Annotated in this window: 8 protein-coding genes; 2 read left to right on the forward strand and 6 right to left on the reverse strand. The window is 61.8% G+C overall.

The window, feature by feature from the left end; translation table 11 throughout:
- Positions 1 to 43: 43 nt before the first annotated feature.
- Positions 44 to 1414 (reverse strand): CoA transferase, encoded by a 1371-nt coding sequence (locus tag ACZ6WW_RS15130; RefSeq protein ID WP_465274939.1) that lies wholly within the window; start codon positions 1412 to 1414, stop codon positions 44 to 46.
- A gap of 102 nt (positions 1415 to 1516) precedes the next feature.
- Positions 1517 to 1909: a hypothetical protein gene (locus ACZ6WW_RS15135; protein WP_465274940.1), complete on the reverse strand. Its 393-nt coding sequence runs from the start codon at positions 1907 to 1909 to the stop codon at positions 1517 to 1519.
- 157 nt (positions 1910 to 2066) lie between these two features.
- On the opposite strand from ACZ6WW_RS15135, the gene ACZ6WW_RS15140 reads away from it, so the two are divergent.
- A complete protein-coding gene (locus tag ACZ6WW_RS15140) occupies positions 2067 to 2531 on the forward strand; it encodes a MarR family winged helix-turn-helix transcriptional regulator (protein ID WP_465274941.1) in 465 nt (154 codons plus the stop codon).
- A gap of 74 nt (positions 2532 to 2605) precedes the next feature.
- Complete coding sequence (locus ACZ6WW_RS15145) at positions 2606 to 3031, forward strand: organic hydroperoxide resistance protein (RefSeq protein WP_281849031.1); 426 nt, start codon at positions 2606 to 2608, stop codon at positions 3029 to 3031.
- A 245-nt stretch (positions 3032 to 3276) separates the two neighbouring features.
- Here ACZ6WW_RS15145 and ACZ6WW_RS15150 read toward each other — a convergent pair whose 3' ends face one another.
- From ACZ6WW_RS15150 to ACZ6WW_RS15165, 4 genes are all read right to left on the reverse strand, one after another.
- Positions 3277 to 4875 (reverse strand): GMC family oxidoreductase, encoded by a 1599-nt coding sequence (locus tag ACZ6WW_RS15150; protein ID WP_465274942.1) that lies wholly within the window; start codon positions 4873 to 4875, stop codon positions 3277 to 3279.
- 128 nt (positions 4876 to 5003) lie between these two features.
- The gene (locus ACZ6WW_RS15155; RefSeq protein WP_465274943.1) at positions 5004 to 7820 is read right to left on the reverse strand and encodes a TonB-dependent receptor plug domain-containing protein; all 2817 of its coding nucleotides are present in this window, start codon (positions 7818 to 7820) and stop codon (positions 5004 to 5006) included.
- Between the two features lie 167 nt (positions 7821 to 7987).
- Positions 7988 to 11407 carry a GH92 family glycosyl hydrolase gene (locus tag ACZ6WW_RS15160; RefSeq protein WP_465274944.1) on the reverse strand — a complete coding sequence of 1140 codons (3420 nt, stop codon included), beginning with the start codon at positions 11405 to 11407 and terminating at the stop codon, positions 7988 to 7990.
- 93 nt (positions 11408 to 11500) lie between these two features.
- Positions 11501 to 13900 carry a GH92 family glycosyl hydrolase gene (locus ACZ6WW_RS15165; RefSeq protein WP_465274945.1) on the reverse strand — a complete coding sequence of 800 codons (2400 nt, stop codon included), beginning with the start codon at positions 13898 to 13900 and terminating at the stop codon, positions 11501 to 11503.
- Between the last annotated feature and the right edge of the window lie 20 nt (positions 13901 to 13920).

Genomic DNA, 13920 nt, shown 5'->3' on the forward strand with positions numbered 1-13920 from the left:
CGCAAATGATTGCCAGTGGTGGCTTGTGTGACGCCGAAGTGCGTCAGGGCGCCTGCCAGGCAGGCGTAGACGAACCCAAAGCGCTCGCAGGCCTTGAGAAATGCAGGCCGAGCCCTCCCATCGATACGGGCGATATCAGCCTCTGCGCCGGCCCCCATGCGGTGGTTTCGATGTCCGGTGCCCGGTCGAGTTCGGTTTCCGGCGCCAGCGCGGACGAATCTGACTGCCGGCCCAGATCGAGCAGCAGCTTGGCCGTGCGCGCGAGGGAGAGCCGCGCGATGCAGCCGAAGCCATCGCGCCGGCGATGCGCAAGGCCACGGATCGCCGCGGCAGCCATCACATAGCCGGTACCGAGATCGAGCGCCTGCACCGGTAGCGGCACCGGCTGCTCGGCCCCACGCCAGTTCATGCCGTCGTGCGCGATGCCCGTACTCATTTGCACCAGGCTGTCGAACCCCCGGCGACCGCACCAGGGCCCGGTCGCCCCGTAGGCGTTCAGGCTGACGTCGATCAGGCCCGGACAAAGCCTCTGCCGTGTTTCGGCGTCATAACCAAGCCGGTCCAGGGCGCCGGTACGGTAGCCGTGAATCAGCACATCCGATGCCGCCAGCAAGGATTCGAAGATGGCGCGGTCACCCGCCGAGCGCAGATCGAGCCGCGCGCAGCGCTTGCCCGGCGTCACCTCCGGTATCAGCGCGGGCTCGTCCCAGTCGGGCGGATCGATGCGCAGCACCTCGGCGCCCCAGCCGGCAAGAAAACGCGTCGCAACCGGTCCGGCCAGTACACGCGTGAGGTCCAGTACGCGAATGCCGGCAAGCGGGCGCAACGCGTCGATCGCCGAGGCGCGATCGGCAGTCGATGTACCTCGTTCGCTATGTAGCAAGGGCTCCGCGTTCACCGCCCTGCCCTGGGGATGATCGTTCCACTCGGCGACGCTGTGCATCTGTGCAGCACAGCCGCCGGCTTCGACGATCGCTTGCTCCAGCTCCGTCGCATTCCACCGGGATACCGCCAGTGCCATGGGTTGCTTGTCCGCATGCGGCCCCAATACCCGCTGGGCGGCAGCCCGATGCGCCGGCGCATTGGTATGTAGACGAATCCAGCCGTCCTGCGCACGGTAGTCTCCCGCCAGCGCATCCCATGGCGCCGGCGGCATCCAGCCTTGTGGCCGGATCGATGCGTGAAACCACATCGAGGCAAGCCGGCGATCGATGACAATGCCTTCGCTGTGGCTATCGATCCATTCGTCCAGCGCCAGCGCGGCGGCCGCCATGGTGGCGCTGGCAAAATCAGTCACGAAAAAGGCCGAAGGCAACGCGCCTTCCGAGGTAAAAGACAGCGTATCCAGGCGGCTGCGATCGCCACCGCATGCCGACCATACCGTCTCGGTCAACGCGTATGCCCTGTCGCTCATCGCTTCTTCTCCGCCGGTTTTACCGCGGGCGATTGTGCAACATGGCTTGCACGGGAATCGAGTGAAGCGATCGCCGCCTTGGCCGAAAAGCGAGGCGCTGAGCTAAGCGGTGGTATTCAATAAAGCGCCCGAACTGCTGTCTCCCATCTGCGTCAATGCCTCGGCCAGCTTCTGCATGGCCGATTGCAATTGGCCCAATGTCGTCGCGACGCCGGACTGCGCCGCCGTCACCCGGGCAAGCGTTGCCGGGTTGTCCGGGCTGCTTTGCGCGGTGGCTGTCTTGAGTTCCTGCTGTTCGCGCTGCAACTGCTTCTCGAGCTGCTCGATCAGCTTGAGCAAGGCCTCGACCGCCGGACTGCCCTGCGACTTGGCGCTACTGCTGTCATTGGAAGCCAGTGACGTAGGACGTGACTGGACATCCACATGTGCGCCGCTGCTGCCGTTCGCATCGGCAGACGAGATCGAACGGACATCCACGTTGGCTGGGGTGATCATCGAATTCCCGCGGATTAGTCCCTTAATGCGTTTCTCATCGTCCGCGTCGGCAAGAACTTTAGCCGCAGCCCGATCCATGCCGTCAAAATGAATGGATATTAAATATCCCGCATTGATCGCTTGCAATTAAATAGCGCGCTATGTAAATTACGAACCCATGAAGACCCAGCCCTCCATCAGCAAGAACGACCTGCCCGCGCCGACGCTCGATGGCCAGTTGTGCTTCGCGCTGTATTCGGCCGGGCTGGCCATGAACAAGGTCTACCGCAAGTTGCTGCGCGAGTTGGACATTACCTATCCGCAATACCTGGTGATGCTGACCCTGTGGGAAAACCCGAGCATGAGCGTGTCCGAGATCGGCGAACGCCTGTATCTGGATTCGGCCACGCTCACCCCCTTGCTCAAACGCCTGGAAGCTGCCGGCTTCGTATTGCGCCAGCGCTCCCGCGAAGACGAACGTCAGGTTGTCATCACCCTGACCGAGCAAGGGCGCAAGTTGAAGTCAAAAGCCAGCGACGTGCAGTTCGGTGTTTTTTGCGCAACCCAATGCGCGCCCGACGAGCTGATGAAGCTCAAGGACGATTTGCAGATGTTGCGTGCCAAGTTGTCCAGCGAGAACTGAAAGCAAACCCTTTTTTCGATCATAAACATAGCGCGCTATTAAATAGCTAGCTATCCATACCCAGGAGAGAGACCATGAGCATCCAGAACGTTCTTTATCGCGCCCAAGCCAAAGCCACCGGTGGTCGTGACGGCCGCGCCGTTTCGTCCGACGGCGTCCTCGATGTACAGCTGACCACGCCCAAGGAGCTTGGCGGTAACGGTGCGCATGGCACCAATCCGGAACAGCTGTTTGCCGCCGGTTACTCGGCCTGCTTCCTCGGCGCGTTGAAGTATGTCGCCGGCCAGGAGAAGAAGGCGCTCCCCGCCGACACCTCCATCACCGGCCAGGTCGGCATTGGTCCGATTCCGACCGGCTTTGGTATCGAAGTCGAATTGACCATCTCGATCCCGGGCCTGGCTCGTGAAGAAGCCGAAGCGCTGGTGCAGAAGGCGCATATCGTGTGCCCGTATTCGAATGCTACGCGCGGCAATATCGATGTGACGTTGACTGTGGTTTAACACGGTTAGAAAAGATGAAAAAAGCCGCCTGATGTAACGGGCGGCTTTTTCTTTTGTTGTCTGATTTGCGTCAGAGCCGCGACTAAAGGAAACCACGAATAGCCTCTGTTCTCATCGTCGCCCCGGCGAACGCCGGGGCCCAGTGTCTTCAGCACGTTAGGGCACAAGGCACTGGGTCCCGGCGTTCGCCGGGACGACGGATAGGAAAAGACTCTTAGAAGTGACTCCCATAACCTCGGCAGCACTCAAGCAAGCATCAACGCCGCCGCACGCTCGGCAATCATGATCGTAGGCGCATTGGTATTACCGCTGATCAACGTCGGCATCACCGATGCATCGACAACACGTAGACCATCGATACCGCGCACACGCAACTCGCTGTCGACAACGGCGTCGTTGTCCTTACCCATCCGACACGTGCCGACCGGATGATAAATCGTCTCTGCACGGCGACGGATAAAGTCCTCGATATCCGCATCGTTCTGCAGCACACGCTCGGGATAGCGCGGTTCGCCGCGATGCGGCGCGAATGCCGGCTGATTGAGAATGGTCCTCGATACCTTGGCCACCTCGATCATCAGCTTCAGGTCATGCCCTTCCGGATCGCCGAGGTAGTTGGCATCGATAGACGCCGCCCTGGCCGGATCGGACGACGCCAGGCGGATACGGCCGCGGCTGCGCGGGTGCAGGTAGCACGCGTGCAAGGTGTAACCCCGTCCCGGCAATTCACGATTGCCGTGATCGTCCAGTTGCGCGGGAATGAAATGAAACTGGATATCGCAGCGGTCGTCCTGGGCAAAACGGCTGCGCACGAATCCGCCGCCCTCGGCGGCATTGCTCGTACCCGGCCCGTCGCGATGCATTAGGTAACGCAGGGCCACCGCCGGCTCGTTGAGATGATCGTATGTCGACGGCCACGTCGTGCCGGTGACCGAACAGATATCCAGATGATCCTGCAAATTGCCGCCCACACCGGGCAGGTCCGCAGCAACGTTGATGCCGTGACTGCGCAGATGATCGGCAGGACCCAGCCCCGATAGCATCAACAATTGCGGGCTGTTGATCGCACCACCGGCAAGAATGACCTGGTTCGCCTCGATCCGGCTGCCATCGACGAGCTCCACGCCGTATGCCCGACCGCGATCGATCAATACCCGCGCCACCTGCGCACGCGTGCGTACCTCGAGATTGCCGCGTGCCCGTGCCGGTTGCAGATAGGCGGTTGCCGCCGAGCATCGGCTGCCATTGCGCTGGGTGACCTGATAAAGCCCGAAGCCCTCCTGCGTGGCACCGTTGAAGTCCGGATTGCGGGGGTAGCCCGCCTGGACCCCGGCCTCGATAAAGACGTCCGACAAGGGATGGTGATAACGCAGATCCGAGACCCCAAGCGGACCATCTGCGCCATGCAAGTCGTCGGCGCCGCGCGTATTGCCCTCGGAACGACGGAACCATGGCAATACCTGATCCCAGGACCAGCGGGCATCACCGGTTGCCTGCACCCAGGCGTCGTAGTCCTCGGGCACGCCCCGGATGTAGCACATCGCGTTGATCGAACTGGAGCCGCCCAGGGTCTTGCCGCGCGGCCACCACAAACGCCGGCCGCCCAGTTGAGGCTGCGGCTCGGTGAAATAGCTCCAGCCGAACCAGCGCCCGCCATACAGACGCCGCAGCCCGCGTGGGTAGCCGACCAGTTTGGCCAACCCGATGGGCATATGGATCAAGGGATGCCAGTCGGCCGGCCCGGCTTCCAGCAACAAGACCTTCTGGGCAGGCGACTCGCTCAATCGATGCGCCAGCACGCAACCGGCCGAGCCGCCGCCAACGATCACGTAATCGTAAGTCATGCCGTCCCCTTCCCTTGAGCGTCGAGGGATCATGCGCGAGTACGGGGCGCTTGGGAACTTGCAGCGCAGCGAAAAAAAACGTGCCGCCCGAAGGCGGCACGTCGTTATGTCCCGCTGGGACTCAACAATCAGTTGTCGAAGTCGTAGCCCATTTCCACATAGACCGCACGACCCAGGGCACTGTAGTTGCCCTCGTCGAAGTACGGCCAGTTGCCGTTGGTGGTGTCACGCGGCGGCTTCTTGTTGGCGATGTTGTTCATCACCAGCGAGATCGATGCCTTCGGCGTGATCTTGTAGTTCACGCTGCCATTGAAGGTGATCCACGGACCGATGTCCTTTTCCGTGCCGATCGCGTTCCAGGTCTTGCCGTTGCGGATACCGAATACCGTGGTGCTCCACTTGCCGATGTTCCAGGTCGCCGTGCCGGTGACGCGGCTCTTGAACTCATCGGAGTTGTCGCAGCACAGGTAGTTCAGCGTCTGATCGCCCGCCTTTTCCTGGTAGGTGTGCTTGAACTCGTCGTAGTAATCCAGACCCAGTAGGAAGCTACCGAAGTTCGCCGTCTTGAAGTGGTAGTTCAACGACGACTGGACGCCAGTCTGGTACTCGGTTGCCACGTTGATCGGGTAGGTGTCGACTTCGTTGACCGCACTGGGGTTGATCGGCGCGGTCGCCGAGTTGCGCTTGACCTCACCGATCACCTGCTGACAGGTCGGCGAATTGATATCGAAGGTGGTCTGACCGTTCTCGGACACACCCAGGCGGCAGTTCGCTTCCTGGTTGAGGATTTCGTCGCTGCTCAGCGTGACCACTTCGTTGGAGATGCGGATGGCGTTGTAGTCGACCGACCAGCTCAACGCATTGTCCGCAGTCGACCAGACGAAGCCGTAAGTGAACGTCTTGGCGGTGATGTCCTTGAGCTTGGTATTGCCCTCGGACACCGCCAGCGTCTGAATGCCAGACTGCGGGCAATTGTTGTAGTTGGAAGAGTTATACCCGCCCTGGCGACACAGATAGTAGTCGGTGTTGGTCGAGTATCCGCTCGAATGCGACGAGAACAGGTAGAACATGTCCGGCGCACGGAACGCGGTCGAGTAGCTGCCGCGCAGCAGCAACGTATCCATCGGGCGGTATTCCAGACCCAACTTGTACGTGCCCTTGCCCGGCGTCTGGCCACCGTACTTGTAGCGGTCGAAACGGCTGGAAAGATCGACCGTCACCGTTTCCAGCACCGGTACGCGCATTTCCGCACCGATCGCATAGGAGCTGCGCTTGCCCGAAGCGACTGTCGTGCCACCCACGCCACGGAAATAGCCTTCGGCCGCCAAGGGGCTGGCCGAATGGTTGTCGAACCGCTCGTTACCGTTCTGCGCGATCAAGGCAAAACCGACGTCGCCAGCCGGCAGGGTGAACAGGCTCGGCGTGTTGGCGGTGATCGTCTCGTTCTGCGTCCACGACATTGAATCGGCGCGATCCGTAGCGGTGAACTGGTTGTAAAGCGCACGGGTGATCGGTTGATACAATCGATCTAAATTCGGGGCGTAAATCGCATAGCCGTTAGCATCGGTGCCCAGCTGCGGCCCGAGGTAGTACTGGTCGACGCCGTTATTGGCCAGGAAGTCCTTCGAATTGCGGACCACATTGGACTGCGAACGGTTGTAGTACGCGTCGTAGTTCCAGCTCGACGAGCCGATCTGGCCCTTGATGCCGAATGTGACGTCATAGGTACGCGTATAGACGTGCTGATAGGTCGCGTCCGCACCCACTTCTTCCGGTGCATAGATGCGCTGCCACTCTTCGTACTGGCCGCTGGTCTGGTTGTAGAAGGTGTTGTTCCAGAACGGACTGCCACCCGAATAGGTCGGGTTGCTGAAGCTGTACAGCATTTGCGAATACAGCTCGGTGGTGTCGTTGATGTGGTAGTGCATGTTGAGCAGACCGTTGGCTTCGGTGCTCTGGTTGCTCAAACTTGCCTGGGCCACGTTGTTCGGGCTGCCGCAGTAGTAACCGAGGTTGGAACCCGCACGGAACGAATAGGCCGTGCTGTCGCGATACAGATAGCTCAACGGTGCGCAGGTCGCCGCACCCGGATCGATATAGTGCGCATTGTCGCCCGCGGCCATGCGCAGGAAGGTGCGCGACGGCACGCCCGGCTTGCCGGTCGGGTCGTCGTTGTACGAATCGATATAGCTGCGCTGGTAGGCCCAGACCGGATCTTCCTTGGAAATCTGGACGCCACCGCTGATGTCGAAGTTGCCCCAGGTGTGGCCCGAGCTGACCTGCAAGCGCTTATTCAGACCGCCACCGTCGCTGTAGTCGCCCACACGCAAGGAAACGTGCGTGCCATCGACGTGGTCCTTCATCACGATGTTGACCACACCGGCAATCGCCGACGAGCCGTAGATCGACGACTGGCCACCGGTCAACACGTCGATATGGTCGATCAAGCCGACCGGAATATTCGCGATATCGGTGATGTTGTTATTGCCGTTGTATGCGAGCGGATAGCTCGCCATCGGACGGCCGTTGAGCAGGGTCAGGGTGAAGCTCGGACTCAGGCCGAACAGACTGATGGTCTTGGCGCCCGGCGTAAAGCCGCCGGTGAACTGCGGGTCCTGCACCGAGCCATTGGCGATCGGCAAGGCACGCAAGGCTTCGAACGTGTCGGCAAAACCCTGACGATCGATATCCTTGGCGGTGATGGTGGTCTGCGGCGACGGACCTTCGATCTGGGCACGCGGAATCAGGGAGCCGGTAACCTGCACGGCCTCCAGCTTCTTGACCTTCTTGTCGTCGGCGCTGCTCGTGGTGCTGCTGTCATCCTGCGTGGCGGTCTGGCCATTGCCGGCAGGCGGTTGCGCCGGCGGTGCATCGCCAGCCAGGGCCTGCGCAATGGACAACGCCAGGATGGACGTTGCAAATGCGTATACGAATTTCGGTTTCATAAAACGACGGTACTCCCCAATAACGTGTCGAAAAGGCCGTCTATGCGACGGCACCACCACGAACAACGTCCTTTTATTGGCCGCAACACAGCGAGCAGCACGATCGAGTCGCACTACCCAGGGCGTCCCCTGCGGCCTCCAGCTCCTGTCCTATAGCGACCCGGTTCCTAAGACGGATTCCCGAGCCACTCGATTTCTGCAACCACCACGCCATGCGCGCCTTGCACGTGCCAGCGGTAGTAGCTGTAGTTCCCCGGATGGGCGACGCCGAAGGCACGCGTCTGTCGACGCCATGCGAACTGCTCGCCCTGCCGCTTGTCGATCACCGTCCAGTGCTTGCCGTCGATCGAACCCTCCAACACCCAATCGGAAGGATCGCTACCGGCCTTGGCCGAGGACGTCAGCGTGTACATCTGTACTTGTTGAGAAGCGGGCAACTGCAGTCGCACCTCGCCCTTGGTCAGGCTCGCTTCGGTATCGGAGGTGTTGTCGCTGATCGCCTTGGCCGCGGCGGCATCGCCATCGACCGTGACCTGCGCACCGCTCACATCGGCAAGGTCGGTCATCGGCGACGGAGCGCCGTTGCCGGTAGTCAACGATGGCAGACGAGCATCGTCACCGGTGCCCCAACGCGAAGGTGTCGGGCCCATGTCGAACACCAGATGGGCGCCGTGGGCCAGGTCGTCCTGGCCGATCCAGGTCTTGTCGTAGGGTTTGCCGTTGAGCGTGACGCTCTGGATATAACGGTTGCGATCACTGACCTGGGGTGCATCGATCACAATCTCCGCACCGCCTTGCGCGTGAATCTGCATATGCGGGAAATACGGTGCGCCGATCGCATAGGTCGGCGTGCCGGCACGCAGCGGATAGAAGCCTGCTGCGCTGAACACCCACCAGCCCGACATCTCGCCGTTGTCTTCGTCGCCTGGATAGCCCTGGCCGATCTCGCTGCCGACGTACAGACGCGTCAGCGCATCGCGCACCTTGTCCTGCGTTTTCCACGGCTGGCCGGCAACGTCGTACATATAGAGGATGTGATGCGACGGCTGGTTGCTGTGGCCATACTGGCCCATGCGTACGTCGCGCGCTTCGAGCATCTCGTGAATCACGCCACCGTAATCGCCGACGTGGAAATAGCCCGGTGCACCGAAAAATGCATCAAGCTTCTTGGCCAGGCCGTCGAAACCACCGTACAGATTGGCCAGGCCCTGCCCATCCTGCACGCCGCTGTCGAAGGCCATGTTCCATGCATTGGTTTCGGTGTAGTCGCCACCCCAGGCAAACGGATCGAAATCCTTGGCGTCGATGCGCCATTGGCCATCGGGTTTGCGTCCCATGAAGAAGCCGGCGTCGCAATTGAACAAACGCACATAGTTGCGCGCACGGCTGCTGAAATAGCGCGCGTCATCGGCGTAGCCGCGATAGGTATCGCCGGGCACGGGATGTTCGGCGAGGTTCTTCGCCAGTTCGGCGATGCCGAAATCGTTGAGGTAACCGGCCATCGACCACGACAGGCCTTCATCGGTCGAGTTATCGGTATAGCCGGTAAAGATCGAGCGCTGCACGCCCTTGCGCCCGGCGCCGGCGATATCGCTGACGACGGTCGCATCCTTCAGGGCCGCCTGATAGAACGAACGCACGTCGAAGCCATGGATGCCCTTGTTCCAGGCATCGGCAAATGCCACGTCCGCACTGGTGCCGACCATCAGGTCGGCATAGCCGGGCGACGACCAGCGTGCGATCCAGCCGCCGTCACGGTACTGCTGCACGAAACCGTCGATCAAATGGGCAGCGTCATGGGGCGTGAGCAAGGTATAGGCCGGCCACGCGGTGCGATAGGTGTCCCACAGACCGTTATTGACATACGGCTTGCCAGCGACGATGCGCGCACCCGTCTTCGTCGGCGTGTTCTCGCCCGTCGCTGCGGAGAACGGACTCGCATAGCGATAGTCCGGCTTCGCTGCGGTACCGACATTTTCGAACGCCTCGTTCGGATACATGAAGAGGCGATACAGATTCGAATAGAGCACCGTCTTGTCGCGACCGCCGGCACCGGGAATCTCGACAATGTTCAGCAGCTTGTCCCAGCTTGCAGCCGCGGCGGCCTGCACACCTGCGAAGGTCGCGTCGGCGGGCAACTCCATATCGAGATTATGCTTTGCCTGATCCACGCTGATCAGCGAGGTCGCAATGCGCATGCTCACGGTCTTGCTCGCATGCGTATCGAAACCGAACCAGGCCGCGACATGGTCCCTGCCCTGCCCGGTCAAGCGGCCGCTTTCCTTGACCGGCTGATCGAACACGGCATAGAAGAACATGCGTGTCGCGCCGGTCGACAACTGGCTTGCCACATCCGAGTAGCCGCTGATGCTCGCATGCGCGGCATCGAGCTCGATGCCACCCTTGTCGTTGCGGTTGTCGAATACCAGCTGCGAACGATCACCGGTAAAGCTGAACTGCATCATCGCCGCGTGATCGGTCGGCGTCATCCTGGTGACGATGCCGTTGTCGAACGTGACCTGATAAAGATCGGCGCGCGCGATTTCGTTGTCGTGCGAGAAGCTCATCGCACGCTTGGCGCGGTCGAGCGTCGGCTCGCCGCTGGCAGCGGACGCCGGCATCACCTGGAAGGTCTGGCGATCGCCCATCCAGGGGCTGGGCTCGTGGCTGAGCGAGAAGGCTTCGATGCGCGGACGGTTATCCGCGCCATTGTGGTCCTGGTACTGATACATCCAATCCGAGCTGGCTACCGTCACCGGCGTCCAGAAATTGAACCCATGCGGCACGGTAGCGGCCGGAATGTTATTGCCACGCGAGAAATGTGCGTTGGCATTCGTGCCGCGCCGCGTGTCGACATATTCGTGCGGCGCGAGCGCATCGCCCGGCGCGGTCGAGGCACCCAGGCGGATATCGTCGATATAGCCATGAAAGGCCGGGCTGCCTGCGGGGGCATCTTCCACCAGTTCGATCGCGGCGATCTTTCTACCTGCCGCCACGGCACCGATATCGATGTCCACCAGGTTCCACTGGTTACCGTGCAGGATGCGCGCATCGCCCTGTGCCGCCGCCTGCGCGGCCGTGCGGTGCTGATCGATCGCGCCCAGGCCGGAGAGACGCTTGCCGTCGGTGAACAACACATCGACCGCCACGTGCTGCGCCGGCGCGGCCGTGTCATCTTCGACCATGGTCGGAAAGATCAGATAGGACAGGTGCAAGCCTGAAGCGGCGCTCAGACCCTCGGGCTTGAACAGCGTCGTACGCCGCTCGGCGCGTTGCACCACCGCGTCCGCGTCGTAGCGCAGCGCGTGCATGCCGGTAAAACCGGCCCCCGGCTTCGCCGTCAACACTTCGTTCTTGGCCGGACCGGCCACCACCGAAGTACGCCATCCCGCTACGGCCTTGGCCGACAAGGCCGACAAGGCCGGCTGGCCGTCTTCGAACGAATCGAAGAACGCCGCCTTGGCCGTCTCGGCATAGGCAGGCAACGATGGCAACGAGACCAACGCCATGGCGATGCCTAGCGTCAACGACGACCAGCGCGTGCCCATCCCGGTGTTGCTGTTTTGTAGCTGCAGCCGCTTACCCATCCAGCTCTCTCCCCGTGCGATGCGGCGTCTGCTCTCCTCAGGCGCCGCATGCGATCGATTCAAATCAGGTGTCAATGAAAATCCGCGCGGTGATCACGAATGCGGCGGCGAGAACGACGGCGGCACATACTTGAGGTCGCTGCCCCAGCTCGTATCGGCGCTGCCTTGCAAACTGAAATTCAGATGGCCGCCATGCTCGACCACGCTCGCCGGCAGCCAGGGTTTGACATGCGCCTTGCCATTGAACGTCAGCGCGTGCACGAACGGCACATCGGTACCGGCCTGCGGCGCGTCGATCACCAGGTCGCCGCCGGCGCGATGCACCACCGCGTGCGTGAACAGGGGGCTGCCCAGCATCAGCTCGGCGCGACCGGGAATTTCCGGATACATGCCCAGCGCCGACCACACGTACCAGGACGACATTTCGCCGAGATCGTCGTTGCCCGGAATACCGTCGGGCGTGTTCTTCCACAGCGTGTTGACCACGATGCGCACCGATTCCTGCGTCTTCGACGGCTGACCGGCGAAGTCGTAGAGCCAGGGCGCCGCCACCGAGGGTTCGTTATCCAGCTCCGAGTGCAACGGACCGGCCTTGGTCAGCGCCCACTTGCCGTTGTCGTCGTGGAAGAAGCGATCCAGGCGTGCGCTGGCTTTCTGATAGCCGCCCAATTGGTCGAACAGGCCATGCACATCGAATGGGATCATCCACAGGTAGACCGCAGCGCTGGCTTCGACAAAACCATCGTCGGTTTCCGGCTTGAATGCCGGCCAGCTACCGTCCGCATTGCGGTTCTGGATATAGCCGCCTTCAGGCGTCGCATTCGGATTGAAAATATTGCGCCAGTAGCCCGCGCGGGTCAGGAACTGCTTCTCGCCCGCCTTGTCGCCCACCTGGGCCGCAAGCTGGGAGAGCGCAAAGTCCGCGGTGACGTCTTCGAGCGTTTCGGCTGCACCACCCCAAGCGTGCGATTGCGTCGCGATGTAATGCAGCTTCAGCCACTGGTCCAGCGATGGGCGCTGGCCCACGCACTCCACATTGCAACCATCGTCGGAGCTGTCGTGTGCGGTCGGCACGGTGGCCGCCTTGACCAGCGAGGCGTACGCACCCTTGAGATCGAAATCGCGCCCGCCGAACGCGTAGATATCCGCCAGCGCCGGCACGGCCGGGTCACCACTCATGACGTGGGTGCCGCCGCTGTTGTGCGTCCAACGATCCCACTCGCCATCGTTCTGCCTGGCCTGGTTGTACAGCGACTGTGCGATATCGCTGCCGATCTTGGGATTGATCCAGGTCACCAATTGGAGATGCGAACGATAGATATCCCAGCCTGAGAAATTGGCGTATTGGATTTTCTGGCTGCCATCGACGCGATGGGTCTGCTGGTCGAAACCGCGGTACTCGCCGTTGACGTCGCTATAGACGTTCGGATGCATCAGCACGTGATACAGCGCGGTGTAGAACGCGGCGCGTTGATCGAGCGTGCCGCCGTCGACGGCGATACGGCCCAGCGCATCATTCCACGCCGTGCGCGCCGCGTCGTGCACATGCGCGAGACTCGTACCTTTGGGGATTTCCGCTTCCAGGTTCGCCTTGGCATTGGCGAGGCTGACATAGGAAATACCAACGCGAACCGTTACCGGCCCCTTGGCCGGATCAAACGCCAGCCATACACCCGAACCCTTGCCCGGCTCCGGGAAACCCTTGTCACCGTAACCCGTGCCGCCCTTTGCGGAGGTCGTCCCCGGCTTGAGCTGGTCGTTCTCCCACGCGCCGACATCGCCGATCGGCTGGTCGAAACTGGCGACGTAGTAAAGCGTGTAGTAGCTGCGCTGGTCGGCCTTCGCGAGATAGCCACAGAAGTTGCCGCTGGTGACCGAACCGCTGACCGTATTGGCCGCCTTGTCGACCTGCACCTGCGAATCGCTCGAGCCGACTTCGGAATCCGAAGCGCGAATCAGCAGGTTCGCCGGCTTGCCTGCCGGAAAGCTGAAGCTCGCCATGCCGCTGCGCATGGCCGCACCCAGTTCGACCTTGACGCCGTCGGCCAGCGTCACGCGATAGTCGCCGGCCTTGGCCGTCTCGTTGGCGTGCGTGAAGTCGCTGGCGTACGTGCTGTCCTTCAGATCGGTCGACGGCGAACTCGTCACCGCTTGCGTGATCGGCATGAACGGCACATCGCCACTGGCACCCGCACAACCGGCGCCGGACAGATGCGTCAGGCTGAAGCCGCGGATACGCGTGGCGTTGTACTCGTAACCGCTGGGCGACGCCGTATGCGTGTGCTTGCCGCGCGTGTTTTCCGGACTCCACTGCAGCATGCCGAAGGGCATCACCACACCGGGGAACGTATTGCCGCCGTTGGTCGTACCGATCAAGGGATTGACGGCATCGGCGGGCGACACGGCGCTTTGCGCCCATGCACTGCCAGCCATCGCCAGCGAAACGCTGGCGCACAGAACGAGGGACTTTATCGATGCAACGGAACGGGACATAGGCGACATCACGGACTCAG

The organism is Dyella sp. NPDC103356 (assembly GCF_055584465.1).

Bases quoted from the DNA above. Each gene is read 5' to 3' on its own strand.
- ACZ6WW_RS15130 (WP_465274939.1), bottom strand. From the start codon at position 1,414: ATGAGCGACAGGGCATACGCGTTGACCGAGACGGTATGGTCGGCATGC.
- ACZ6WW_RS15135 (WP_465274940.1), bottom strand. From the start codon at position 1,909: ATGATCACCCCAGCCAACGTGGATGTCCGTTCGATCTCGTCTGCCGAT.
- ACZ6WW_RS15140 (WP_465274941.1), top strand. From the start codon at position 2,067: ATGAAGACCCAGCCCTCCATCAGCAAGAACGACCTGCCCGCGCCGACG.
- ACZ6WW_RS15145 (WP_281849031.1), top strand. From the start codon at position 2,606: ATGAGCATCCAGAACGTTCTTTATCGCGCCCAAGCCAAAGCCACCGGT.
- ACZ6WW_RS15150 (WP_465274942.1), bottom strand. From the start codon at position 4,875: ATGACTTACGATTACGTGATCGTTGGCGGCGGCTCGGCCGGTTGCGTG.
- ACZ6WW_RS15155 (WP_465274943.1), bottom strand. From the start codon at position 7,820: ATGAAACCGAAATTCGTATACGCATTTGCAACGTCCATCCTGGCGTTG.
- ACZ6WW_RS15160 (WP_465274944.1), bottom strand. From the start codon at position 11,407: ATGGGTAAGCGGCTGCAGCTACAAAACAGCAACACCGGGATGGGCACG.
- ACZ6WW_RS15165 (WP_465274945.1), bottom strand. From the start codon at position 13,900: ATGTCCCGTTCCGTTGCATCGATAAAGTCCCTCGTTCTGTGCGCCAGC.